We start from the raw sequence: 23580 nt of genomic DNA, 5'->3' as shown, positions 1-23580 counted from the left end.
TGAGGGATGTTTAGTGGGAATGGATTTTCACGATGAGAAAAATCGTAGTACGTATACTACACGAAAAGCCGATCCATCATGGTTGGAAGCAATGAATAACCTATTATCATTTGAGCATGTCTCAAGTGCGTTAGATATTGGCTGCGGTGGAGGGATTTACTCCAAGGCTCTTGTTGATTTGGGAGCCGATTCAGTAACAGGACTGGATTTTTCAGAAGTGAGCCTTGAAGGAGCAAGAGAAAACTGCAAGAGCTATACTAATATTACCTTTTCAAAGGGCAATGCATTGGAAACAGGTTTAGAGGCAAATAGTTATAACCTTATTTTAGAAAGAGCTTTAATTCATCATATCAAAGATTTAAATTCTTGCTTTAAAGAAGCTTATAAACTATTAAAACCAGGCGGACAACTGATTATCCAAGACCGTACTCCTAAAGATTGTTTCTTGCCTGGAGATTCTACCCATATTAGGGGGTATCTCTTTGAGCTGTTTCCTCAACTAATTCAAAAAGAAAAAGGTCGTAGACATGATAGTGATACGGTTATAAGTGCCCTAATGGATAACAGGTTCCATGATATTGAAGAAGTTAAACTTTGGGAGACAAGAAACATATATCATGACAAAAAGGAACTTCTTGATGACTTATTGGCAAGAACGGGAAGAAGTATTCTACATGAGTTAGATGATCAAGAATTAAATCAGTTAGTGGATTATATAGATAAGGTTTTACCAGATACCAACATTATTGAAAAAGATCGTTGGACGATTTGGAAAGCGGTCAAGTAGTATCACTTTAAGGGGGGAATAAGTGTGGGTTCAAGAATCATGCATGCTCTTATCGCTAATCGAATTATAGATATTCTACATATAAAAGATAGAACTTCTTTTTTAATTGGCGGAATTGCACCAGATGCAGTGACTCCTAAAGAGGCTTCGCATTTTTTTACCGGTGATGTAATGGATTATTCTAGAAGTATTGATTTTTATGGGTTCATATATAAATACAATCATGTTAAAAATTCAGAGTATATATTAGGATACTATACGCACTTAATCGCAGATGATATATGGTTAAAAGGCTTTTATTTACCATGGCTAAGAAATAGAATGGACCACGACCCAAAAGTTTATAACCAGTATCACCATGACTTTCATCTCCTAAATGCAAAGCTCTTAAACTATTATAATGTTGCAGAAGAGTTAAGAGAGCATCTAAGTAGCAAAAGTGCCATTATAGATTTAGAAGAAGTCAGCTCAGCAGACGTAGTAGAGTTTCTGCCTCATGTTATTTCAGATATGGATTATACAAATAATGATCTCGAGTCTCCCCTTCAAGTCTTTACCTTTGACCAAATTATTGGGTATATTGAGACTTCAGTAGAACGAGGTGTCTTGCACATCAAGCAGTTGTAGTAACAAAGTTGACGCTTAACTACCAATTTTAGGAGATACAGGAGAAACACCTACATCTACATGGAAGAAATTTCTAAATATCTTGAAACTTAATGAATCCTTTTTCGTCTATTTTTTAAAGGGGGTTTTTTCCATGAGGAAATTATATTATATATTGATATTTATTTCTTTAGCCTTAATATTGTCAGTGCTCTCAACAAAAGTGTCGGCAACAAGTTGGGTGAAGATGGAGCCTAAAGAGGTTTTTAATAGAGCGGAAGTTATCGTGATTGGTCAATATGATTTTAATAGTGAGGCTGTGCCAGGGAAGTTTATATTTAAAGGTTTGGATTTTCATGTGAGATCCACTTATAAAGGGAATGTAAGTGATAGCCTCATTGTGGGAATTGACCATTTTGATGTTGGATGGGTTGAGGATTTTCAGAAAGATGGCGGCGAATTCTTAATGTTCCTAGAAAAGGATGAACAAGATGACTTCCTTATACCCGTTGGGGGCCCAAATGGGATGGTTCAAATAGTTAATGGCAAAGTACATGCGCAAGACCAAAAGACTGTCGCCTTTTACGAGAAGTTTTTATCAAATCAGAAGATCCAAACTCAGCTTAAGGATTCTTCTATAGATAAACAAGAAAAGTATACTTTCCATTATCTCTCTTTCGTCATCTTAATAGGAGTAGGTAGCATGCTGTTGGTGTCAAGGAAATGGAAGAAAAGGTGAAAACATATGCAAAATCCTGTCTTGCAAAAGCTGGATAAAAGGATTAAAGATATAAAAGTAGAAAGTCTCGTTATACGGAAAGACCATCAATTAATCTATGAATACCAAAAGAATAAAAAGATGAAAGAAAAGTCTTTTAAAATTTACTCGATAACGAAGGCGGTTATAGGACTACTAATCGGAATTGCTAAAAGTAAGGAGCTCATTCTTGACCTACACACCCCAATATATCATTATTTTTCTGAAATTGTGTTAAACGATGAGAGGAAAAAAGAAATCACCATTCATCATCTCTTATCGATGACTTCTGGATTACAATGGAGTGATACATCAGGAAGTGGTGGAAACCTTAGTCAGACGAAGAATTGGGTGAAATTCACTCTAGATCAGCCCCTTCTACATAAACCAGGTGAAGTATTCCAATATAGCTGTGGAAGCTCACATTTATTAAGTGCCATTATAACTAAAGTATCAGGTATGACAACAGATAAGTTTGCAGAAGAGTATTTATTCGGACCTTTGCAAATTAAAAAACACCATTGGTTAACGGATCCACAAGGTATTCCAGGTGGAGGATTTAGTTTAAATCTAAATACCGAGGATTTAATGAAATTAGGAATTCTATGTATGGAAGGGGGCTGTTATAAAGGTAAAAGAGTTATTTCATCTGGTTGGATTACGCAGATGACAAGTCCCCAAAAATTAGTTGAAGAGAGTGGAATGGAGCATTACTCATACGGATATCAGTGGTGGATATTAGAAGATAAAGATCTGGACAATTCTCTGCAATTATATTATGCAGCAGGGTTGTTTGGACAATATATCATTGTAATCCCCAAGCTTAAAATAATTTCTGTCATTAAGAGTCAACTTAAGGCGGAAGATCAACATCACCCTTTTAGCTATGTTGTTGAAATGGTTAAACAGTTATATAAAGAGGAATTAACGGCTATTTCTTAAGAAACTAAGAAACCAGTCAGGAAGGTTACAAAGGGGATATGTTGTAAACGTGCGATTAAATTTCGTCAGTATAATATATGAGAAGCAGGCACTATTAAAAGGAGTGCCTGCTTTTCATATATTAAATATAAAGCGAACGTTATATAAATAAAGGTGCAATTACATGAATAACAACGTCCGCCATAAAGTGAGAAATCATTGCAAATTCTAGCCCTGCGAACACGAATAATGCACCAAACACCATTCCACCAATTCCGTTAATAAGGAGCATGGCTGCAAACAGACCTATTGTCATTTCAAAGCTTGAAGAAGCAACACCAAAATGAAGTACACCAAAGATTAAGGATGAAAGGCTTATGGCAAACCATTTTGTGAATTTTGTGGGAGCCTTCTTACTAAATTTCACAAACATCCAAATAATTAAGGTAATAAGAAATAATCTAAGCATGGTTTCTTCTGTTGTTGCTGCTCCAATTGATCCCAGGGTGCTGACCCACCAAGCAGGTTCGTTAATGGAAGAATTGTCAATACCAAGGGGCTTTGAGACAAAATAGCTAGTAATCAATATGATAATTCCAGTTATGACACCTAGTGCAACGGAGGACGCAATCTGATTCCTATATAAAAGGAAGGCATTCTTTTTATCTAGTAGTGATTTTATAATAGGAATTCTCACTTTTACTCGATTTGCCATCCATAAGGCCAAGAATATAAAAATCGCTGCCTCTAAAACCACCTGACCGATAAAAATAACCGAGAATAATAGTTTTGGAATACCCATCTCTTCATGATAATTTCCTCGTGCAATCGCATAGGGGGTAAGAGCTAATGCTCCAACAACATTAATGGCTAGTAGAATAGAGTACAATTTCCAGTTAAAGAGTTGCTGCTTTTCAACTTTCCTTGTATCAACTTCTACAATTTCCTCATCATTTTCGTCAAGTAAATGTTCCTTCCTATCATTAAGTAAATCAACAAATTGATCTGCTTCATCTAAATAGATAAAAGCTTTTGTTACCTTCTTCTTTGTGCCAAAATATCCGGTAGCTTCTAAGGGATTCTCGAAGATGATTTCGTACTTTAATTCATCGCTGATTCCAAATATTCGTGTGAAAAGCCTAGGCAAAGCTGTCAGATGAAATACATCTCTCTCATGGATGATCCCACCACTCTTATCGTACTTAATAGTGGCCTTCTGAATCGTTTGAATGTTCCTTATATGAAAGGATAACTTTCTTCTTGCACCCACTTGCATCGTAACAAAGTTTTTCTTCACAACAACAGGAGTATTTCTTACCCAGTTATAATCACCTAGCATATATAAAATACTATAAACGTGAAGTCCAGTCATAATATACGCTATAGAAGGATAATCCTGTTTGAACCAAAAGTGAAAGAATATCGCTTCAAGTACTTGCTCATGAAGAAGCGCAATAAATAGCCAAAAGTAATTGGAGTTTTTATGAATCGAAAACGAGTCAACTCCATCAGGTAATTCTCTCTTTTTCCATTTGAAAAATGCATAATAGATCATTTTCCATTCCTTATTCGTTATGGAGCGTAACGGGTTTTCATCGATTTTTCCTTGTTTATATTTAATAAACAGATAGATAATAAATCCTTCTAATAAAACAATTAAAGTGATAATCGTAACAATTAACCTTGTCTCCATATTTGATGCCTCCTAACTGTGTTTCCTCACTTCAAACCAATAGATTACATACTGAGTGATTCCCATAACCATCAATATAATAATAGGGAGATAGACAATATGGTTAAATAAAGCTATAAGCATTATGGCAATAGGGATAAAATGAGCAAAAAACATGTAGACCTTCCTTGTTGCCTTAAAAGTAATCCACTGGAGCCCTTCATCTTCTTCTCTAAATTCCATAGGAATAACCGTTGGTTTAATAGGATCCTTTGGGTTTCTTTTATTGTAGAAGGGGATGAAAGCAAATAGTAAAAATATAGGTATTAATAGATATAGAGGATCTAGAATGAGCCAGTCTGGTATATAGCTAGGATAGTAGTTTCCTAACAAAATGACTCCTAAAGCTAGTACAAGAAAGGCATTAAATATAGGTGATTGAAGAATCTTTTTTATCATGACTACTCGTCTCCTTCTAGTTGGAATACTTCTTCAACAGGAACTCGAAAAACTTGTGAAATTTTTAGAGCCAGTGTAATGGAAGGGGCATAATCTCCTTTTTCAATGAGCCCAATTGTTTGCCGGGAAACACCAATTTTCTCTGCTAAATCCTGCTGTGTATAACGAAATCTGGCTCGCAATTCTCGAACTGAGTTTGTTAGCATTTCCTATTTTCTCCTTTTTCCTTGTTAATCTCAGTGTAAAAAAACATTTACAAAATGTAAAGGATAATTGTCATTATGACAAAAATCTGTAACATCCTGTTAAATGTTTGGAAACTAAAATGATTAGCAGTGGAGATAGGAGGGAGACGATACTTAAGGATAATTACCGTTTTAATCTTGAAAAAATGAAGGGAAAAAGGCTTGTGAGTGAACCTAAAAGAGCACTTCCAATAATGTCGGATGGATAATGATGTCCAACCCAAATACGCGATAATCCAGTTAACAGAGACAAACCTGTCATAAGTAAACCGAGTGTACGTTGATAAAGGAGAATAGAAGTTGAGACGGCAAATACTAATAAAGTGTGTTTACTAGGAAAAGATGAGTTCACTTTTGAAGGGATAAGAATCCCTACACGTCTCTTAATAAAAGGGCGTGGTCGATAAAGAAAGAACCTAAAAGTTAAATCTACCAAGAATGCAATAAAGGTCGACCTTAAGGTTTGTATGGCTATTTTCTTGTAACCATCATTTTGGATCCACATTACCAATAAAACAAAAATATAAACATAACGAATCTTGTTTGAAGTTAAGATCATTAGTTGATCTAGTAGCGATGAACGGCCCGAAAGGCGAAAAATGGCACGAAATAATTTAATATCCATAAACATCAATCTCCTATTTAGCAAATAGCTTACAATTCTTTGCCTATTGTTAAAGTAAATTGTTGAATCAGACGATTTAACTCATTTGCAGCTTTAGTAGGTATCCGATGATCTACATTCTCTATGAATTCCAATTGGCTAGAGGTTAAATTCTTCTGCAAAATTTGAGCATACTTAAAAAATTGTTTATCCTTTTTCCCATAGGTAAGTAAAGTGGGGAGGTTAATTTCCTTAAGGCGATGAGTGCAATTATAATGCAAGCTGTACTCGTAATATTGTTGAATGTTTTTTGCATCCCCCTTTTTTGCCTCCGAAGACATCTTATTAAATAGCTTTAGATGATTTGAATTACTCCAAGAGATAGAGAGAGAAAGAACAGAAATCGCGCCTGCCTTTGCTAGCTTAACTGCCAGCAAAATTCTATTTTTAAGAATGACATCACTGACTTCAGACATTCCACTAATGACAATTCCACCTAAAGCACGTTCTTTAGACGTAAGCAAAAACTCTAATACGATTGAACCACCAGTAGAATAACCTGCTATTAAAGCTTTATTTATCTCTAGATGATCCAAAAGTCGCTTTATATCTTCAACGATAAGTTGATAGGTAATAGGTTCAAGGGAAGGCTGACTTTTTCCATGGCCTCTTATATCAAAAGTTATCACTTGAAAATTCTTTGATAATTCCTCTAGCTGATAATCGAAATTAACGGAGGTAAGCGTAGGAGGATGAATAAAAATAATCGGAACCCCTTCGCCTCTAACATTGAAATGTATGCTACACCCATTAATATTTAGCATTGGCATATTCTTTCACCTCAAATGATTGATTTCAGAGGTTAGATAAATCCTCAATGTTCTACAGATTCTTCTTCATCAAATTCAGGTTTTACCTCGTTCATAGGTATGGAGGTGTCAGCTTCCCCTGGAGCCTTAACGTTAGTAGGAGCTAATTCCAAGTCCCCGCCTCTAAGGTTATTGTCGTCGTTAATATTGTTAACAGGATTATATCGAACAGGGGTGTAGTGAATTTCTTCAGGTTCAAACGTGTCATTGTTACCTAAGTTGCAACCTGTTAAATATAGGGAAACGAAACATCCTATAAAAATTAAACAAAACCACTTTTTCAGCATCTTTATTTCCTCCTATTATTCGATGTCATTATTAATATGTAGTTATGAAAATATTCTTAGTCTTGGTTAGAAATGGTATTTACTACCACCGATTCTTAAAAGAATGAACCAGTAGTATTTATAATGAGATTTTAAACAGGTAAAGGGCCTCTATCCCCACAATCAAGGAGCACACAGCTGTATTTATCAATTAAAACGAGGAGAAGGATTGATTTTTCTTTAAATAGAAAAACGCCCATTGATAATAGTTCAATGGGCGTTTACATATGAAAAAAGTTCTGCTTTTAACTAGTCATACCATTACCTTTTCGTGTTAATAGCATAAAAATCAAATAGGGTGCACCGATGACTGAAATGACAATACCAACAGGAATATCAGCTGGGGCTAGTAAATTCTTCCCAATCAAGTCGGCAAAAAGTAAAAGGGCAGCACCAATGAGGGCAGATAACGGTAATAAGGAAAAATAATTAGGTCCGCATATTCTTCTCGCAAGATGGGGAGCTAGTAAACCTACAAATGAAATTCCTCCACCGACTGCCACGCAAGAACCGGCCAAAGCTGCAGAAATGCATAAGAGAATACGTCTTTCTGATTCCACTTTAATGCCTAATGATGCAGGGACAGCTTCACTAAGTTGGAGTGCGTTCATTGTTCTTGCTTTAATAAATACAAGTGGAAGTAACACAAGTATCCAAGGTAATAAGGACCATACGTATGACCATTGTGTTCCCCATATGCTACCAGTTAACCAAATAGTTGCTTGCTGAAAGTCTTTAGGGTCCATTTTTAGCTGTAGAATAATTAACAATGAACCGCATAGTGCGTTAAAGCCAAGGCCGACTAATAGAAGTCTTCCAGAGTCAATACCACCCTTCCACGAAAAACTATAAATTAAAAACGCTATTGTTAATGCACCAATAAAAGCTACTATCGGTAGAAAAAAAGGCGAGGATAAAAAACTGTTTGGGATTTGCCTTAATAGAAAGATACTTATTACTACCGCTAGGCCTGCACCAGCATTAATCCCTAAAATACCTGGGTCTGCAAGGGAATTTCGTGATAAGCCTTGAAGAATAGCCCCAGAAAGTGCAAGACCAGCTCCAATTAATAAGGCAATCATCATCCTTGGTAATCTCAATTGGTATAGAACCAGCTCTTGGTGGGGTGTACCATAGCCCATAAAAGTCGATAACATATCACTAAACGTAATAGGCATTGCTCCTGTTGAAAGGCTGACGATAAAAATACTGGTAATGAAAAACATGAAAAAAAGTAGCCATTTTTTTGAATCCGAAAGTTCGCGTTTCCAAAGCATTACATACTCCCCCTTTTCTGTCGAGACAAATATAAGAAGAACGGTACACCAACTAGTGCTGTGACTGCACTAACAGGTGTTTCAAATGGAGGATTTAACATCCGTGCTCCAATATCTGCAATAACTAGGAGTAAGGCTCCGCCAATGGCACTTAGCGGCAACACAACTTTATAATCTGATCCTACAAGTAATCGGATCATATGTGGGATTACGAGTCCAATAAAGCCAATAGCACCAGCAATTGAAACAGCAGTACCTGATAATAACACTACAGTGATTAGCGATATCCAACGAACTTTTTGAGTAGAGTGCCCGAGCCCTATAGCGACCTCTTCGCCCATACTTAATAATGTTAAAGAACGGCTAATCCATAGAGATAAAAGCAATCCAATAAATACAGTTGGAAGGAGTAGATAGACGTGAATCCATTTGGTTCCAGATAAGCCACCTGCTAACCAGAAGCTCAGATCCTGTGCAACTTGAAAATAAAGGGCAATACCAGTTGATAGGGCACTAAAGAGAGTGCTCAACGCAGCCCCGGCTAGCGTTAACGTAACAGGAGAAACTCGGTCTTTCGAGATCATAGCAAATAGAAGCACGAGAAAGGCACCTAATGCGGATCCTAAGAAAGACCATAATAGTAAAATCCAATAAGAGCCTGATGTAAAAAAGACTAGGGCTAGTGCAATTGCCAACCCAGCACCATGAGTGATGCCAATAATAGAGGGATCTGCCAAAGGATTTCGGGTAATACCCTGCATAATTGTTCCAGCAACAGCGAGAGCAGCGCCAACTAAAGCTGCTGTTAAAGCTCGTGGAATACGAACTTCATGAATTAGTTGGTGTTCAATTTTATCACCTTCAAAAGAAAAAATAGAGTCTAGAACAACAGAAGGATGAACCCAAACAGCTCCAAGACCAATGGAAACTAGTAAACTTAGAAAAATGAAAATTACTCCAATTAGTCCTAAGTAAATTGACTTTTGTTTTATTGATTGTGATGGAACAGGTACGTCTCGAGAAATTCGGGATTTAGATAATAAGGCCATTAGATCATCCCCTTTGATTTTTCACTCTTGATAATGATAATCGTTTTCATTATAATCGTATATTAATCTACTATTTATTCATAAATTTTGTCAATCGTTTTTTTCTAAAAAAAGGAAGGTATAAAAAATGTTTGAGTCACAATGTGTTCCATTTGAGAATGGTAAAATCTCAGTTTTAAAAATACGTGAAGGCGAAGTTGATGAAATTAATTCTAAACAATTTAACCATTTAATTTACATTGCTTCTGGCAGAGGGCAGCTACTGAGAGAAGGGAAGCAAATCCCTATTGTTGAAGGTAAGGGATTTTGGGTTTCGGGGGAAAATGTGATTATTTCAAATTCACCCAATCTATTAACCGTTTATTGCTTACAAATAAAAGGGCTACCATCAGTTCCATTGGCTGACCAATCTCCAGCAAAGGCTGTTTCATTATGGGAAGAGGCAATTAACCTACAAAAAGGGCAATCATTTTCAGAACGATGTCGTTATCAGGCTGCGGTATGGAATCTACTTTCTTTTATGACAGATCAAACAGAAGTGGACAGAATTGAAGAAACAATGGAAATGATTAAGAATCACTTATCTACTCCTTTTTCGGTGACAGAATTAGCAGGTAAAGCTGGAATGAGCCCTACCTATTTTTCAAGGACATTTAAAAAAAGGGTGGGAATGACTCCAAAGGAATTTTTAATTGTAGAAAGAATAAAAGTAGCAAAGAAGTTAATGGTACAAAATAAGGGAGTGACAACAAAGGATGTTGCTATACAAGTTGGTTTGCAGGACGAATTTTACTTTAGTCGTCTTTTTAAGAAGAAAGAGGGAGTAGCTCCATCGATTTTTATGAAAAGGTCTAAAGAAAGATTTGCTGTAGTCAGTCAGATGTTTTTACAAGATCACTTTCTGTCACTTGGTATACGACCCGTTGTAGCACCAGCCTACCCAACAGTTTTTCCTTCTAGTAATGGCGTTCCATCCTACTTAGAAAAGAAACTAGAGGGAACCCTTTTACTAAATGCCGAAAAAACGTTCTTACCAGAAGAAATTCTACAAGTGCAAGCGGACTGGATTATTAAAACGCCATTACATAACGGCCAGTTACAATCCATCCTATTATCTCACCAACAGAAAGTAGTTCAAATCCCTTTTAAAGCAGGATGGAATGAGTACTTACGAGAAATAGCTCTTCTCATTGGAGAAGAAGGTAAGGTTGTGGCCATAGAAAAGGAGATTGATAGTTTAGAAAATAAGGTGAAGAATGATCTTTCACCTATGCTAAAAAAAGGAAGTTGGGCTGTCATCTGGATTCGTCAAAATGAGATTCGCCTCTATGGCCGAAAAAACCATGCATTCTTTGATCTATTCTATCAAATACTTGGTTTCGAGCCGCACCCAGAGTTGCCCGAGGAAGGCTATCAAAAAATTTCTTTAGAACAGCTTGCGTCCTTAAACTCCGATAAACTCCTTATTCTATGGAGCCAAGAAACCGATGTATGGAGAGTTGCACAAAATAAAGAATGGCAAAACATTAGAGCTGTTGCAAATGGAGAGGTATATTATCCGAAAAGCTATGATTGGGATCCGTGGGGTCCATTAGGAAGGAAAAATATGTTACACAACTTCTCCACTAGTCTAGAAAGCTCAAAACTTGTTTATTAAAGGTCAAAGTCAAATTTGTCCATGTATTAAGTGTAAAACATCCATGTATTTCATAGTTGATAAATATTATCATTGAGAATGAATTTCATTATTATTAGGAGGAGAAGCATTGATGAAGAAGTATTTGGCACCATGGAGCATGATATTCATTCTTATTTTACTAGTTTTAACAGGTTGCGGAAATGAAGAAAAAGTAGCTTCGAGTAATAACACGAATGAGGAAGAGCAGGAACAACAAGAAAAGGAACAAGTAAAAGAAACAAGAACAGTGGAACACCTGTATGGAAAAGCAGAGGTGCCAATGAATCCAGAAAAGGTCATACTTTTATCCCATGTTTCTTGGGAAGGATCTCTTGTAGCAGTAGGTGTGAAACCCTATGCTGTTATGGCTTATGATAACGAATTCCCACCACACTTAACTGAAGAGCTTAAAGGGGTAACGGCTTTACCATATGCTGACGAAATTAATTCAGAAGAAATCGTTAAGCTGAACCCTGATTTACTAATTATTAGTGATCGCTATAAGCCTTTGTACGATCAATTATCTGGGACCATTCCCACGGTAGTAGTTGAAGTAGGTGGAGATTGGAAGGAAGATCATTTAAAAGTTGCAGAAGCTGTTGGAAAAATAGAAGAAGGGAAAAAAGTTATTGAAGATTTAGAGAAAAAGGCAGAAGAAATTGGAAATCGCATTCGTGATAAAGTAGGTACGGAAACGTTCATGGCAGTTTCTATTAACAAAAAAGATATTCGAGTATATGGACGAACAAACCATGCAACAAACTATCTACTATTTGAAGATCTAGGGTTAACACCTGCAGAAAATATTCCAGAAGATTTCGGTGAAAATATCTCCATTGAGGGATTAGTGAAATATAATCCGGATCATATCATTGATGTAACATACTTTAATAGTGGGGAATTTTACGATTCCGTTACCCAAGGTGAAGTCTGGAATAGTCTCGAAGCTGTTAAAAATGGAAACGTTCATACGCTTTCAACAACTTGGGGATTCTGGGATCCAATTGAAAGAGAAAAAGGGTTGAAGGAAATTGAGAAGCTGTTAATAGGAGAGTAGTTCCCAAGAAACTAATACTAACATCCACAGTAATTGGTTAATGAATGGATAATATTAGAAAATGAAAATCATTATCAACTATAATGGTTATCATAGACCAAGGAATAGGAGATGTTTTCATGTTTATACAGTTAAGAAAAACGATTGTTACAGAAGGAAATTCAGATAAAGTGGTAGAACGTTTTAGCCAACCAGGAATTATTGAAGAGCAAGAAGGATTTATTGATTTAACGATTATGGTTAAAAAGGTAAGACGCGGTGATGAAGAAGTTATGATTCAAATTCGCTGGGAATCAGAAGATTACTGGAAACAGTGGGAGAAGAGTGATGCCCACATCGCAGGGCATAAAGGAAAAAAAGGTCAACCTACACCAGAATTTATCCTCGACACTGAAGTATCTTTTTATGAAGTAAAAGCAGTGAAAAGCCCAGTTAAAGCTTAAGGTTACATAGAACGCCAGCCTAAATGCAGACTTGTAGATCAAAGTAATTTTAATCATAAAAGAATTAGGGCCGAAAAACTAAGTTAGCTTGTTTTTCGGCCCGTTTTGACTCTAGACTTCAATAATAATCGGAAGAATCATCGGTCTTCTTTTTGTTTTAGCGTATAAATGCTGTCCTACAGATTTTTTAATATCCTGCTTCATGACATTCCAGCGATGCTCGTTTGTTTGCTGGAATTCGTTAACCGCTTTTTTAACAAGATTGTTGACTTCCTTAATAAGGTCATCTGATTCCCTCGTATATACAAATCCACGTGAAATCGTATCTGGGCCAGAAAGCATTTTTCGGTCATACTTACTAATGGTGATGACAATGACGAGCATTCCGTCTTCTGAAAGCTGTCTACGGTCGCGTAATACAATTTCACCGACATCGCCCACACCCATCCCATCAACATAGGTGTCACCTGCTGGGATTTTTCGAGTTTGCCTAGCAACAGAATTTTTAATATCAACAACGTCTCCATTTTTAATAATAAAGGTGTTTCCTTCTTCGACCCCAACGGATTCGGCTAACTGGCGGTGATGGTGGAGCATTCTATACTCCCCGTGAATTGGAATAAAGTAGGTTGGCTGCATTAACGTTAACATGAGCTTTAAATCCTCTTGATAGCCGTGGCCAGATACATGCATTCCCGTTGTACTTCCGGAACCGTAAATTACTTTTGCCCCAAGTTGAAATAGATTGTCAATGATCTTGGAAACGTACTTTTCATTTCCAGGAATTGGTGACGCTGCTAGAATGACGGTATCCCCAGGGTAAATGGATGCATCACGGTAATTTCCAGTAGAGAGGCGTGCCAAAGCGGCCATTGGCTCTCCTTGGCTTCCAGTACAAAGAATAGCAACTTTGTTAGAAGCGAAATTATCAATATCCCGTGCATCAATTAGCATCCCTTCAGGAATATTTAAATAGCCACGTTCAAGAGCAACTTGGACTACGTTCACCATACTTCTACCAAGTAACGCGATTTTTCGGTTCGTTTTTATGGCGGAATCAACCACCTGTTGAACCCGATTCACATTAGAAGCAAAGGTAGAGACAAATATTTTCCCTTCTGCTTTCATAAAGGCTTCATCCATATGCTCAGCTACCATGAGTTCAGAAGGTGTTAAGCCCTTTCTTTCTGCGTTTGTACTTTCAGAGATAAGAGCCAAAACCCCTTTCTTACCAATTTCAGCCATTTTATGAAGATCCGCATATTGGTTGTTTGCGGGAGTCAGGTCAAATTTAAAGTCTCCCGTATGGACGACATTTCCTTCAGGGGTATGAAAAACAATCCCTAGACAATCAGGGATACTATGACTAACTTTGAAAAACGATACATCCATATCTCCAAGAGAAATTTTTGAATCCGATGTAATCGTTTGAAGTTCGGAATCACGTAAAAGCCTGTGTTCCTCTAGTTTTAATTCAATTAAACCAAGCGTAAATCTGGTGGCATAGATCGGAACATTTAATTTTCTTAAAAAGTATGGAATACCGCCTATATGATCCTCATGCCCATGAGTCACAATCAAAGCTCGGACTTTTTCTTTATTTTCCTCTAGGTATGTAATGTCCGGAATAATTAAATCTATTCCCAATAAGCTTTCATCTGGGAATTTTCCACCACAATCAATGACGACGATATCATCATTGTACTGAACGACATACATGTTCTTCCCAATTTCATTTAATCCGCCCAAACCAAAGATAGATAATCCTTTTTCATTAGTTCCCAATTTTAAATCCTCCCATTTCGGATAGATACGGATAGTATTCCCAAATGAACTTCCTTTATTTAGGGAGAAGTTCATTTTTTTGCCAAAGGTATGTATTGAACAAGAAAAAAGCATCCATAATGAACTGGATGCATTTGCTGTATAACGGTTTTATATAAATGGGGGGATAAAACCGTGAAAAATATAAGTGTTTATTCTTCAACAATATGAGGTTGGAAGCCCAAACTTACCACTTTAAATTCCATTTCGTCTGTTTGCTGGATCAAAAAGTACATTTTATTTAAACCATTCTTTAGGCAACCTTTGTAGCTTTTTTCTAAATCGGTGTGAAAAGTAACACTGTACTCAACTTGTGCTGCATTACGTGCAACTTCTTCTAGGTTTTTTATTTCTACTTTTTTAATCCCTTTTTTGAATTCTTTTAGATCAAAATCTTCTACGATTAATTGATTTTGAGATGTTGTATCATCCTTAAGTAAGAAGTTAAAGAAAATAAAAGCTGGGTTAATGTTTCCTGGAATATCTAAATCTAAGTAAGGCATTTTTGCTACTTTCCATTTTGTTCTTTCTTGCTCAACGCCGATTATTTGCATTTCTTTCTTCCCTGTTTCTCCAATCGGGATGAATAAACGATAGAATTTTGTTTTCTTTTCGGTTTTTACATATTCTGCAGTTGCTTTTTTCCAATCAAGAATGGAGCCACCATCTGCTTCAAGTTGTGCCATTTTTCCTTTATATTCAATGATCTCGGTATTTTTGAACCATTCGGCTGTCTCTTTCGGAGTTAAAGTTTTCCGAATGTAATGGTATAACTCTTTTTTCGTATCAATGTCGCTAGATAAATAGCGATAAGTTCGGTCTTTGTATGTGAAGGTTTTGTATTCGCCCTCCTTGTAGTCACCACCTCTTTGAATATAGCTTGATGTACTCGCCCATTGTGCGGCAAGGCTAACGACTTTCTCCTCTGTTAATGGTGCAATCTTGTTGATCTGAACTGCTGGTTTTCCAGATAGATTATTTGCCAAAGCACTCTCAGTATTCATGGTAAATGGGCTAGAAAATAAGGCAACAGACAACCCAGTTAACAGTAAGATCTTTTTTGTATTCATTCTTAATTCCTCCTAGTTTAGCTGCGATTTAACTTACAACTGAATTGTACTGCTCTTTGTCTGTTAAAAAGTTACAAAAAGGTTAACAAATAACAGACGTTTAGTAACAGATTTGGTGAAATGAAATTCGGTTTGAGGATGAGGTGTTGATTTTGCCGAAAAAGGATTTTGATGGTGTCAGGAGAGGGTGATGAGGTGTTGATTTTGCTGAAACAGGATTTTGATGATGTCAGAAGAGAGCTATGAGGTGGTGATTTTGCCGAAAAAGGATTTTGATGGTGTCAGGAGAGGGATATGAGGTAGTGATTTTGACAGAATAGGATTTTGATGGTGTTAGAAGAGGGTTATGAGGTAGTGATTTTGACAGAATAGGATTTTGATGGTGTCAGAAGAGGGTGATGAGGTGTTGATTTTGCTGATACAGGATTTTGATGGTGTCAGAAGAGGGTTATGAGGTATTGATTTTGCCGAAAAAGGATTTTGATGGTGTCAGAAGAGGGTGATGAGGTGTTGATTTGCCGAAACAGGATTTTGATGGTGTCAGGAAAGAGTTAAGAGGTGGTGATTTTGCCGAAAAAGGATTTTGATGGTGTCATCGGCGAGTAGTGAGGTAGTGTTCCTAACAAAAAATGGAATTCGGCGGTATCAGAACAGATTTATGTGATAGGGATTTTCACAAAGAGTAATTTTGGAGGGCTTTTAAAAATACCCGCGTTACTCCATAAGGAATATCCAGTAAGATTTATAATTTTGTAGTTTCATAAAATCTAACTATATTCTAAATCTTTCTAAAGGAGTAAAATATATACATATGTTTATAGACAGTGAGGGTTGTTGCTGATGGAAGAGGGAAAGGTACTAGTTGTTGAAGATGAGTTACCCATTCGTAAACTAATTAGTTTTAATTTACAAAGATCGAACTTTCATGTGCTTGAAGCTGGTGAAGGGAAAAAGGCTCTTGAACTTGTGAAAACGGAAAACCCATCGATCGTCATATTAGATTTGATGTTACCTGATATGGATGGTTTTGAGATTTGTGCAAAGCTTAGAGAAGAATTTCCGAGTCTTCCTATCATTATTTTATCAGCAAGAGGACAGGACATGGATAAAATTATGGGTCTTGAATTAGGAGCAGATGATTATATTGTCAAGCCCTTCAATCCTTTAGAACTGGTTGCTAGAGTGAGAACGGTACTGCGTAGAACATTGTTAGTACAACCGCAAATACAAAATAAAAGGGTAGGCCCATTCACATTAGAATTAAAAACACAGCGATTTTACAAGGATAACAATCTATTAAAAATAACTGCACGAGAATTTCAGCTCATTAAATTGTTTTTTGATCGACTAAATGAGCCTATTACAAGAGATCAACTTTTGGATGAGGTATGGGGAGTAAACTACTTTGGTGATCCGAAAACAGTTGATGTCCATATACGGCGTTTGCGGGAGAAGATTGAGGACGACCCATCACAGCCTGAATTCTTAAAAACGATCTGGGGTTATGGCTACTGTTTTCAGGATCAAGGTATTGAGTCATGAAAAGAGGAATTAAAGCTCGGTTAGTTTGGAGTTACTTGTTGCTCATTATCGTAACCGTTTTATTATTTGAGAGCATTATTCTATCTGCACTTCGCTTTTATTACATAGAGGGAGTTAAGCAGACATTAAGAGACCAAGGTACCATGTTTATCAATTTTTATGAGCAGGATCTATCTGAAAAAGATTTAGGCGATGTCGCACAAGATTTGTTAGAACGTTACCATTTCCTGGTTTCTGCTCAAGTGCAGATTATAGATCAAAAGGGAGAAGTTGTAGCAAGTTCTCAAGGAGTCTATGAAAAAGTCAATCAAGTAAAGGATGTGGCAACGGCACTAAAGGGAGAAACAGGCTACTGGACAGGGAATTTAAATGGAGAGGATTTACTATCGGTTAGTCAGCCTATAATTCAAGAAGATAAAGTGACTGGTGCTGTTCGATTTACGACCTCAATGGCTCAACTAAATCAAGTGTTCAAGGAAAATGCGGTAGTTTTACTAGGTATTGGAGCCATTGTTATTATTATTGCTCTTCTAATTAGTTATTTCTTAGCGAGGACGATTACGAAACCTGTTAGTAGGATTACAATAGCAGCCGAGCAGATGGCTTCAGGGAAATTCTCAACGAGGGTTCCAAAAGGGAAGAGTGATGAACTAGGGAAACTTGCTGATACTCTTAATTATATGGCGCAGGAAATTGAACGACACGAAATGCTTAAAAATGAGTTTATAGCTTCTGTTTCACATGAGTTAAGAACTCCTTTAACATCAGTCAAAGGGTGGGCAATTACACTTCATTCCATGTCGGATGATAAGTTTTTTAAAGAAGGACTAGAGATTATCTCGTCTGAAAGTGACCGCCTCTCTCAGCTATTAGGGGATCTCTTAGATTTCTCAAGCCTCGCATCCGGTAAAGTTCAATTTAGATTTGAAGAAGTTTCACTTGCCACAATCCTAAATCAAGTGTGTACCCAATTATCTCCGAGAGCAGAAAGGCAAGGGATTAAGCTCAACATAGGAGTTGACTCCCCGGTAACTATTAGAGGCGATCTTAACAGGCTTAAACAAGTGGTTATAAATGTGCTGGATAATGCACTCAAATTTACACCTACAGGGGGAGACATATCTGTTACTCTTCATCATGAAAACAACCATGCAATCATAAAAATCTCTGATTCGGGAGAGGGAATAGCAGAAGAAGAGCTAAAGTTTGTAACGGAGAAATTCCACAAAGGAAAAACAAAAGCTTCAGGATCCGGACTAGGACTTGCTATCTGCCAAGAAATTATATTGGCACATCATGGAACTTTTCAAATAGCTAGCAAGAAACAACAAGGAACAAGCGTAGAAATTACACTACCTGTGTAACCTTTCTGTAACTATTTTTAATCATTGCTAAACGACTATTTCCTTTTATCTGTTTAAAATGAATGTGAAGGGAGGGTTCTAGGTGAAATATAAAGGTTTCATATTCTTTTTTATGTGCGTGGTGTTAGTAAGTGGATGCAGCTTTTTTCCTGAGCCTGTTAGTCTAATACAAGCTCCGCAATCACCATTGAATAATGAAAATAAGGACAATTTACTCCATTTGGGCAAGAAGTATATCCCTGAAGGAACTTCTCTTGCTGTACAAAATAAACCTGTTGTTATGTCTCCTATGACCATGGCTGATTTTAATAATGATGGAATAAATGAACTCGTATTTTTCTATAAATCTAATGGTTCAGATGAGAAAGTTGGTGCCGTAATCCTAGAAAAGGATGACGATCACTGGAATGAAATCTCCCATATGAGTGGGTCGGGTTATGAAGTTAGCTGGGGGAGTGCTTCGGATATAACAGGGGACGGTGTTCCTGAGCTATTGTTTGGATGGAAAATGGGAGTATCTGCGGGTAGCAAGTTAGAAATCTATACTTTTCAAGAGAAGACTTTTCAAAAAATTGCTCAATTAAACTACCACGACCTAGAGCTTATCTATGAGGAAAATGATCCTTTACTGAGATTGGCTGTTTGGAAACGAGAACTTGCCGATGTCTATTCTGTAGATGTTTTAAGATGGGGAGGCAGCTCCTTGAATATAGACAAAGAATTAACACCTTCCTACTTTTTGAAAGTAGCGGAGTATTATGAACAGAGGGCTATTTCAGTTCCTGATACTGCCTACTATTGGTATTACTTAGCAGATTCTTATGTAAAGGCGAATAGACAGGAGGATGCTATAGCTGCTATTGAGAAGGGTTTAGCGCTTAATAGAGTTTCTCCTTTAAGGAATACCTTTTTGGAACTTCAGGAGCAAGTTGAACTAGCGATTAGCCAAAACGAAGCCCCAGACGTACAATACTATATCTCTGAGGCAAACATGACCTTAAAGATCCCGAAAAATCTATACCCATACTTTTCTATGGAGCATTCTGAAGGAGATCAGTTTGAATATATTGTAGACGTAAATATCGAGGTAGAAGGGCAGAAACATTTGCTATTTTCAGTTGAGGTTCTATCAAAGGATTTCATATCATCTAGGGAAGGGCTAAAGGTTATCGGGGAGACTGAATCATTGATTTATACAGGTAAATTCAACGAAAAAATAGAAGGCAATCGCAATGATCTAGTAAGTGAGGCAGTTGCTATTAGTAAAGAAATCATGTCTAGTATTAAAGTCGGTCCCGCCTTCCCTGAACATATAAGCCAAACCGATGAAGAGTTCATTGATGAACTGCTTGAAGCTTATAAAAAGTTTACTCATGTACAAATGGGTGGGGAGATGGAATCGGGTTTAATTGAGTCGTTTACACATAAGGATCTTGATTATCGCTATTTAGGGGAAGATATCGGAACGACGAGTAAGTTTAACGAGTTTCTCTCAAGTTCTTTTACAAAAGAGGCCATTCAAGAATTCAAAAAAAGTGCACGAATCATTGAGCATAACGGAAAGCTAGCCCAACCCAACGCTGATGGAGGGACTCTGCTATCATACAACCAAGTTAAAGTGGTAGAAGTTAAGGACTTTGGAAATGAGAAACAGTTTGTGATAAAGGTACCGATTGGAAATAGCTTAACATACGAGATTGTGGCAATTGACTTTCAAAAAACAGAAGAGGGGTGGAGAATTTCTTCGAATCCTAATACGGTGTTCTAGAATCCAATTAAATAAATGAAACCCCTGAGATTTGTTCCTCAGGGGTTTCTGTCATGATTCGATATTAATGAACTCTTCCAGATAATTGCTCTTGAGCTAAAGAAACTAGGCGTTTTGTGATTTCTCCACCTACAGATCCGTTTGCACGAGATGTAGTGTCAGGTCCAAGTTGTACACCAAATTCTTGAGCAATTTCTTGTTTCATTTGTTGAACTGCTTGTTCGAAACCTGAAACCAATAGTTGGTTTGAATTGTTGCTTCTTGTTGTACTAGTTGTTCTTGCCATGTAAAACATCTCCTTTTCATGTAATTTATTGCTTTATACTTGATAAGATGGGAGAAATGGTAATGTTTTATTCAAAAAATGTCATGGTAAAAAATTCAAAGGATATTACATCCTAAGTATGTATTAAATGGTAAAATAAAATAGATTAAATTTAGTCCTTGAGGTGATATCAAACATGTTTAACATCTTCATTACAATCGTCCTTACTGTAGCCATTTTTGCATCAATTGCAGCATGGCTAAATTCACAAACCATCCTAAGAGAGTTGGCAGAAATTAAGGATCACTTAGGGATTAAAGAGGAAAGAAAGAAATCGTTCTTGGATCGTGATCTTGATAAAGATTGATTGATTTTTTGTTTTATAAATTTTTCTACAGGTGAGAAATGAATGAACTTACAAACAAAGTTTCAAATGTCCAAATTTAATGAGAATGATATTCCAGGATTGATTAGATTATCTGCCTCTGTCGGCTGGGATTATGATTTAGATGAAGTGAGTACAGTACTTGCAGTAGGTATGATTTTTGGGCATAAGAATGAAAAAGACGAGATTATTTCAAGTGCTGCCATTATCCCATATGAAGGCAACTTAGCTTCAATAGGAATGGTAATTGTAAATGAAAGTTATAGAGGGTATAAGCTAGGGAAGGAATTAACGGTTAGGTGTGTGAATGCTGTTCCGAGTGATAAAACCATTATGCTCATAGCAACTCCTGAAGGAAAGCCACTCTATGAAAAATTAGGGTTTCATTCGGTTAGTTATGTACACAAATACATAAATGAGAACTATATTCCTTCTATTATCAAGGAAGAAGGCTACAAGATTGAACCATATTCAGAATCTGATTTCTCTTCAATCGTACATATAGATTACCTAGCGATAGGAGCGGAAAGAAGAGTCTTTCTAGAAGCGAGGATCAAGCAAGCAGAAGAAGTTGTTGTTTTAAAAGATTCTACGGGCAAGGTTATTGGTTTTGGAATGAGTATTATTGGGAGTGATAATTGCATTCTTGGCCCAATAGTTGCAAAAAACGAGCAAATGGCAAAGTTGATTATTAATTACCTTGCGAAAGAGAAAAATGGAAAGCTCAGAATAGATATTCCACATGGACAAACAGGCATCTCATCGTTTCTTGAGAGTACTGGGTTTATAAAAGTAAGTCAACCTCCTATTATGATTAAAAATTCAAATCAACTTCCAGCTAGAAATCAAACGCTCTATAGCATTGCCGCACAGATATTTGGCTAGTATTTGTAGCTGTTATCCAGTAATTAGGTATCTATTTACATGACATAGAGGAGATGTAGAATTTTTAATCTGTACAGACTGCCATTAAAAACACTCTTAGTGAGTCTCTAAAGAGAAGAAGTTAGGGGTAGATGAAACGAGATTTCGTGTCATTACGAATACAGGAGTTCATGGACAACAAGAAGTTTATCATATTAATTATCATTTAATTGGTGGTAGACAGCCCAAAAGGGAATTGTAGGGAGACTCAGTTATGAAAATTATCGATACGGTACCATTTTTCATCCATCATTTTGAACCTTCAGTTAGGTTTCTACGTAACTATTACAATGAATACCCAGACATATTCAAAGAGTATTTTTCTTTTCATTGTAAGGATACTGATGAGAGGCTTGAGGAATCGTTAGTCAAGTATCCTGAATTGTTTTCTACATTAAAGGAAGTACACGATAAAATAAAACCTATCATTCTAGAAGTTGCTGAACAATATACCAAGATATATCAGATTCATTTTCCAATTGAAATTAACTTGATTGTTGGGGCTTCGGGTCTAATGCATATACCCATCGACAAATCATTCCGAATATAAACTTTGCATTAGAAAAGCTTTCACCTGAATCAGATTTTCTTAGGACGATTGTTGCTCATGAGTTTGGGCATGTTGCACATAACATCCTTTCCAATAGAGCAAGAATGAACTGGAAAGAGCTTCAATGGACCAATCCTCTCATTTGGCTTTATCAAGAAGGGGTAGCTACTCATTTTTCAAGAAGAACTGTAAAGGATTTACACCCATCTATTTACTTCTCTTTTAACGAAGAAGGGAAACAGTGGCTTGCCTTTTCCGAAGAAAATATACAGCTAATGAAGACAGAGTTTATAAAGGATCTTGAATCTGAGCATCCTCAAGAGATTTTCAAGGAATGGTTTTCTATAAATGGGGGTCAAAGATTTGGTTATAATAGATTGGCCTATTTTATTGGGGATCATCTGTTCCAGAAGTTGGTTCATCATTTAGGTGAGGAAGAAGCGATTATTGCATGGAAGGAAGATGACTTTTTAGAAAGAGCTAGAAACTTTTTAGATACATAGTAACTTACACGAACCTAGAAAGGTTCTTTTTTTGTTTTCAAAAATTGTTTGACATGAAATGCGTTTCATCATTTAAACTCGAGTCAATTCATAGGAAAGTGAGGAGAAGGCATGTTTGCTTTAATACTAACTTGTTTTTTTACCTATGTGGCTGCTTACTATTGCTTAAAGACATCAGGTCAATCTCTTAAAGGGACTACGTTTGAAAATTTTGATGACTATTTTATGTAAGATCCCGTGAAAATGATTTGTAACAGCGGAGGAATTAGGATGATTGATTTTAATAATAGGGTATTTATGTGTAAGGCAAATCATAATAGCTTGGGTTTTACGACAGAGACCGTTTTCCGTTACAAGCAATATGGAGATATTATTCATGCAAATTATAGTGGAGGGAATGTGAAATATGGGGAGTTCATCGGCACCGTGAACTCAAAGGGGATTCAGCAAGTTGCTTTTAATCATATAAATACCCAGTTGATATATTTCGGAGGAACAAGCACTATTTCAACTTACAACTCAAATACGAAACCGATTCAAATGTATGGAACATGGTGTATAGTCGATCTCGTTGGTGAATCCATTGAGTTAGTTTTAGAGGAGGTACATGAGCATAAGATTTGTAAGCTCTGAAG

Annotated in this window: 26 protein-coding genes and 1 pseudogene; 16 read left to right on the top strand and 11 right to left on the bottom strand. The window is 36.6% G+C overall.

Going from position 1 to position 23580, the window contains the following annotated elements; all coding sequences use genetic code 11:
- The first annotated feature begins 13 nt into the window (after positions 1-13).
- From ACFYKX_RS05645 to ACFYKX_RS05630, 4 genes are all read left to right on the top strand, one after another.
- Positions 14-787, top strand: a complete 774-nt coding sequence (locus tag ACFYKX_RS05645) for a class I SAM-dependent methyltransferase (RefSeq protein ID WP_389358876.1) — start codon at positions 14-16, stop codon at positions 785-787.
- A 24-nt stretch (positions 788-811) separates the two neighbouring features.
- Entirely contained in the window at positions 812-1414 is a 603-nt protein-coding gene (locus ACFYKX_RS05640; RefSeq protein WP_389358874.1) for a hydrolase, read from the top strand.
- A gap of 133 nt (positions 1415-1547) precedes the next feature.
- The gene (locus tag ACFYKX_RS05635; RefSeq protein WP_389358872.1) at positions 1548-2132 is read left to right on the top strand and encodes a hypothetical protein; all 585 of its coding nucleotides are present in this window, start codon (positions 1548-1550) and stop codon (positions 2130-2132) included.
- A gap of 6 nt (positions 2133-2138) precedes the next feature.
- Positions 2139-3092 carry a serine hydrolase domain-containing protein gene (locus tag ACFYKX_RS05630; protein ID WP_389358870.1) on the top strand — a complete coding sequence of 318 codons (954 nt, stop codon included), beginning with the start codon at positions 2139-2141 and terminating at the stop codon, positions 3090-3092.
- Positions 3093-3231: 139 nt separating this feature from the next.
- Here ACFYKX_RS05630 and ACFYKX_RS05625 read toward each other — a convergent pair whose 3' ends face one another.
- The 8 genes from ACFYKX_RS05625 to ACFYKX_RS05590 all read right to left on the bottom strand — a co-directional run bounded on the left by ACFYKX_RS05625 (position 3232) and on the right by ACFYKX_RS05590 (position 9572).
- Positions 3232-4764: a CPBP family intramembrane glutamic endopeptidase gene (locus ACFYKX_RS05625; protein WP_389358868.1), complete on the bottom strand. Its 1533-nt coding sequence runs from the start codon at positions 4762-4764 to the stop codon at positions 3232-3234.
- A 12-nt stretch (positions 4765-4776) separates the two neighbouring features.
- Entirely contained in the window at positions 4777-5202 is a 426-nt protein-coding gene (locus tag ACFYKX_RS05620) for a hypothetical protein (protein ID WP_389358866.1), read from the bottom strand.
- Between the two features lie 2 nt (positions 5203-5204).
- A complete protein-coding gene (locus ACFYKX_RS05615) occupies positions 5205-5408 on the bottom strand; it encodes a helix-turn-helix transcriptional regulator (protein ID WP_389358864.1) in 204 nt (67 codons plus the stop codon).
- A gap of 163 nt (positions 5409-5571) precedes the next feature.
- Positions 5572-6072, bottom strand: coding sequence for a phosphatase PAP2 family protein (locus ACFYKX_RS05610; RefSeq protein ID WP_389358862.1), 501 nt, complete (start codon positions 6070-6072; stop codon positions 5572-5574).
- A 29-nt stretch (positions 6073-6101) separates the two neighbouring features.
- The gene (locus tag ACFYKX_RS05605) at positions 6102-6881 is read right to left on the bottom strand and encodes an alpha/beta fold hydrolase (RefSeq protein WP_389358860.1); all 780 of its coding nucleotides are present in this window, start codon (positions 6879-6881) and stop codon (positions 6102-6104) included.
- Between the two features lie 44 nt (positions 6882-6925).
- Entirely contained in the window at positions 6926-7207 is a 282-nt protein-coding gene (locus ACFYKX_RS05600) for a hypothetical protein (protein WP_389358858.1), read from the bottom strand.
- Positions 7208-7491: 284 nt separating this feature from the next.
- Positions 7492-8523 carry a FecCD family ABC transporter permease gene (locus ACFYKX_RS05595; protein ID WP_389358856.1) on the bottom strand — a complete coding sequence of 344 codons (1032 nt, stop codon included), beginning with the start codon at positions 8521-8523 and terminating at the stop codon, positions 7492-7494.
- On the bottom strand, positions 8523-9572 hold the full coding sequence (locus ACFYKX_RS05590; RefSeq protein ID WP_389358854.1) for a FecCD family ABC transporter permease: 1050 nt from the start codon (positions 9570-9572) through the stop codon (positions 8523-8525). The genes ACFYKX_RS05595 and ACFYKX_RS05590 overlap by 1 nt, the downstream gene beginning before the upstream one ends.
- A 127-nt stretch (positions 9573-9699) precedes the next feature.
- On the opposite strand from ACFYKX_RS05590, the gene ACFYKX_RS05585 reads away from it, so the two are divergent.
- From ACFYKX_RS05585 to ACFYKX_RS05575, 3 genes are all read left to right on the top strand, one after another.
- Positions 9700-11229, top strand: coding sequence for an AraC family transcriptional regulator (locus ACFYKX_RS05585; RefSeq protein WP_389358852.1), 1530 nt, complete (start codon positions 9700-9702; stop codon positions 11227-11229).
- A gap of 112 nt (positions 11230-11341) precedes the next feature.
- Positions 11342-12307 (top strand): ABC transporter substrate-binding protein, encoded by a 966-nt coding sequence (locus ACFYKX_RS05580; protein ID WP_389359065.1) that lies wholly within the window; start codon positions 11342-11344, stop codon positions 12305-12307.
- Between the two features lie 119 nt (positions 12308-12426).
- Positions 12427-12750 (top strand): antibiotic biosynthesis monooxygenase, encoded by a 324-nt coding sequence (locus ACFYKX_RS05575; RefSeq protein ID WP_389358850.1) that lies wholly within the window; start codon positions 12427-12429, stop codon positions 12748-12750.
- Positions 12751-12861: 111 nt separating this feature from the next.
- Here the strand turns inward: ACFYKX_RS05575 and ACFYKX_RS05570 are convergent, their stop codons facing one another.
- Positions 12862-14469 carry a ribonuclease J gene (locus tag ACFYKX_RS05570; protein ID WP_389359063.1) on the bottom strand — a complete coding sequence of 536 codons (1608 nt, stop codon included), beginning with the start codon at positions 14467-14469 and terminating at the stop codon, positions 12862-12864.
- A gap of 257 nt (positions 14470-14726) precedes the next feature.
- Entirely contained in the window at positions 14727-15644 is a 918-nt protein-coding gene (locus ACFYKX_RS05565; protein ID WP_389358848.1) for a DL-endopeptidase inhibitor IseA family protein, read from the bottom strand.
- Positions 15645-16484: 840 nt separating this feature from the next.
- Here ACFYKX_RS05565 and ACFYKX_RS05560 point away from each other — a divergent pair.
- The 3 genes from ACFYKX_RS05560 to ACFYKX_RS05550 all read left to right on the top strand — a co-directional run bounded on the left by ACFYKX_RS05560 (position 16485) and on the right by ACFYKX_RS05550 (position 20318).
- Positions 16485-17186 (top strand): response regulator transcription factor, encoded by a 702-nt coding sequence (locus ACFYKX_RS05560; protein ID WP_389358846.1) that lies wholly within the window; start codon positions 16485-16487, stop codon positions 17184-17186.
- Positions 17183-18550, top strand: coding sequence for a HAMP domain-containing sensor histidine kinase (locus ACFYKX_RS05555; protein ID WP_389358844.1), 1368 nt, complete (start codon positions 17183-17185; stop codon positions 18548-18550). Before ACFYKX_RS05560 ends, ACFYKX_RS05555 begins: the two co-directional genes overlap by 4 nt.
- 82 nt (positions 18551-18632) lie before the next feature.
- On the top strand, positions 18633-20318 hold the full coding sequence (locus ACFYKX_RS05550; protein WP_389358842.1) for a DL-endopeptidase inhibitor IseA family protein: 1686 nt from the start codon (positions 18633-18635) through the stop codon (positions 20316-20318).
- 64 nt (positions 20319-20382) lie between these two features.
- On the opposite strand, the gene ACFYKX_RS05545 is transcribed toward ACFYKX_RS05550, so the two are convergent.
- Positions 20383-20604, bottom strand: a complete 222-nt coding sequence (locus ACFYKX_RS05545) for a small, acid-soluble spore protein, alpha/beta type (protein ID WP_389358840.1) — start codon at positions 20602-20604, stop codon at positions 20383-20385.
- A gap of 175 nt (positions 20605-20779) precedes the next feature.
- On the opposite strand from ACFYKX_RS05545, the gene ACFYKX_RS05540 reads away from it, so the two are divergent.
- From ACFYKX_RS05540 to ACFYKX_RS05515, 6 genes and pseudogenes are all read left to right on the top strand, one after another.
- The gene (locus ACFYKX_RS05540) at positions 20780-20950 is read left to right on the top strand and encodes a hypothetical protein (protein WP_389358838.1); all 171 of its coding nucleotides are present in this window, start codon (positions 20780-20782) and stop codon (positions 20948-20950) included.
- Positions 20951-20992: 42 nt separating this feature from the next.
- Positions 20993-21853: a GNAT family N-acetyltransferase gene (locus ACFYKX_RS05535; protein ID WP_389358836.1), complete on the top strand. Its 861-nt coding sequence runs from the start codon at positions 20993-20995 to the stop codon at positions 21851-21853.
- A 142-nt stretch (positions 21854-21995) separates the two neighbouring features.
- A pseudogene (locus ACFYKX_RS05530) lies at positions 21996-22094 on the top strand (hypothetical protein); the annotation flags it as partial.
- A gap of 12 nt (positions 22095-22106) precedes the next feature.
- Positions 22107-22442: a hypothetical protein gene (locus ACFYKX_RS05525; RefSeq protein ID WP_389358834.1), complete on the top strand. Its 336-nt coding sequence runs from the start codon at positions 22107-22109 to the stop codon at positions 22440-22442.
- Complete coding sequence (locus ACFYKX_RS05520; RefSeq protein ID WP_389359061.1) at positions 22427-22945, top strand: hypothetical protein; 519 nt, start codon at positions 22427-22429, stop codon at positions 22943-22945. Before ACFYKX_RS05525 ends, ACFYKX_RS05520 begins: the two co-directional genes overlap by 16 nt.
- Before the next feature lie 270 nt (positions 22946-23215).
- Positions 23216-23578, top strand: coding sequence for a hypothetical protein (locus ACFYKX_RS05515; RefSeq protein ID WP_389358832.1), 363 nt, complete (start codon positions 23216-23218; stop codon positions 23576-23578).
- Positions 23579-23580: the final 2 nt, after the last annotated feature.

The organism is Cytobacillus spartinae (assembly GCF_042865285.1).
Taxonomy (GTDB): Bacteria; Bacillota; Bacilli; order Bacillales; family Cytobacillaceae; genus Robertmurraya_A; species Robertmurraya_A spartinae.
The sequence above is the reverse complement of the archived record's forward strand: the minus strand, read 5'-3'. Positions and strand labels throughout refer to the sequence as shown.

What these genes read in the sequence shown, in the direction of transcription:
- ACFYKX_RS05635 (WP_389358872.1), top strand. Translation starts at nt 1,548, where the DNA reads ATGAGGAAATTATATTATATATTGATATTTATTTCTTTAGCCTTAATA.
- ACFYKX_RS05630 (WP_389358870.1), top strand. Translation starts at nt 2,139, where the DNA reads ATGCAAAATCCTGTCTTGCAAAAGCTGGATAAAAGGATTAAAGATATA.
- ACFYKX_RS05625 (WP_389358868.1), bottom strand. Translation starts at nt 4,764, where the DNA reads ATGGAGACAAGGTTAATTGTTACGATTATCACTTTAATTGTTTTATTA.
- ACFYKX_RS05620 (WP_389358866.1), bottom strand. Translation starts at nt 5,202, where the DNA reads ATGATAAAAAAGATTCTTCAATCACCTATATTTAATGCCTTTCTTGTA.
- ACFYKX_RS05615 (WP_389358864.1), bottom strand. Translation starts at nt 5,408, where the DNA reads ATGCTAACAAACTCAGTTCGAGAATTGCGAGCCAGATTTCGTTATACA.
- ACFYKX_RS05610 (WP_389358862.1), bottom strand. Translation starts at nt 6,072, where the DNA reads ATGGATATTAAATTATTTCGTGCCATTTTTCGCCTTTCGGGCCGTTCA.
- ACFYKX_RS05605 (WP_389358860.1), bottom strand. Translation starts at nt 6,881, where the DNA reads ATGCCAATGCTAAATATTAATGGGTGTAGCATACATTTCAATGTTAGA.
- ACFYKX_RS05600 (WP_389358858.1), bottom strand. Translation starts at nt 7,207, where the DNA reads ATGCTGAAAAAGTGGTTTTGTTTAATTTTTATAGGATGTTTCGTTTCC.
- ACFYKX_RS05595 (WP_389358856.1), bottom strand. Translation starts at nt 8,523, where the DNA reads ATGCTTTGGAAACGCGAACTTTCGGATTCAAAAAAATGGCTACTTTTT.
- ACFYKX_RS05590 (WP_389358854.1), bottom strand. Translation starts at nt 9,572, where the DNA reads ATGGCCTTATTATCTAAATCCCGAATTTCTCGAGACGTACCTGTTCCA.
- ACFYKX_RS05585 (WP_389358852.1), top strand. Translation starts at nt 9,700, where the DNA reads ATGTTTGAGTCACAATGTGTTCCATTTGAGAATGGTAAAATCTCAGTT.
- ACFYKX_RS05580 (WP_389359065.1), top strand. Translation starts at nt 11,342, where the DNA reads ATGAAGAAGTATTTGGCACCATGGAGCATGATATTCATTCTTATTTTA.
- ACFYKX_RS05575 (WP_389358850.1), top strand. Translation starts at nt 12,427, where the DNA reads ATGTTTATACAGTTAAGAAAAACGATTGTTACAGAAGGAAATTCAGAT.
- ACFYKX_RS05570 (WP_389359063.1), bottom strand. Translation starts at nt 14,469, where the DNA reads ATGTATGTCGTTCAGTACAATGATGATATCGTCGTCATTGATTGTGGT.
- ACFYKX_RS05565 (WP_389358848.1), bottom strand. Translation starts at nt 15,644, where the DNA reads ATGAATACAAAAAAGATCTTACTGTTAACTGGGTTGTCTGTTGCCTTA.
- ACFYKX_RS05560 (WP_389358846.1), top strand. Translation starts at nt 16,485, where the DNA reads ATGGAAGAGGGAAAGGTACTAGTTGTTGAAGATGAGTTACCCATTCGT.
- ACFYKX_RS05555 (WP_389358844.1), top strand. Translation starts at nt 17,183, where the DNA reads ATGAAAAGAGGAATTAAAGCTCGGTTAGTTTGGAGTTACTTGTTGCTC.
- ACFYKX_RS05545 (WP_389358840.1), bottom strand. Translation starts at nt 20,604, where the DNA reads ATGGCAAGAACAACTAGTACAACAAGAAGCAACAATTCAAACCAACTA.
- ACFYKX_RS05540 (WP_389358838.1), top strand. Translation starts at nt 20,780, where the DNA reads ATGTTTAACATCTTCATTACAATCGTCCTTACTGTAGCCATTTTTGCA.
- ACFYKX_RS05535 (WP_389358836.1), top strand. Translation starts at nt 20,993, where the DNA reads ATGAACTTACAAACAAAGTTTCAAATGTCCAAATTTAATGAGAATGAT.
- ACFYKX_RS05525 (WP_389358834.1), top strand. Translation starts at nt 22,107, where the DNA reads ATGAAAATTATCGATACGGTACCATTTTTCATCCATCATTTTGAACCT.
- ACFYKX_RS05515 (WP_389358832.1), top strand. Translation starts at nt 23,216, where the DNA reads ATGATTGATTTTAATAATAGGGTATTTATGTGTAAGGCAAATCATAAT.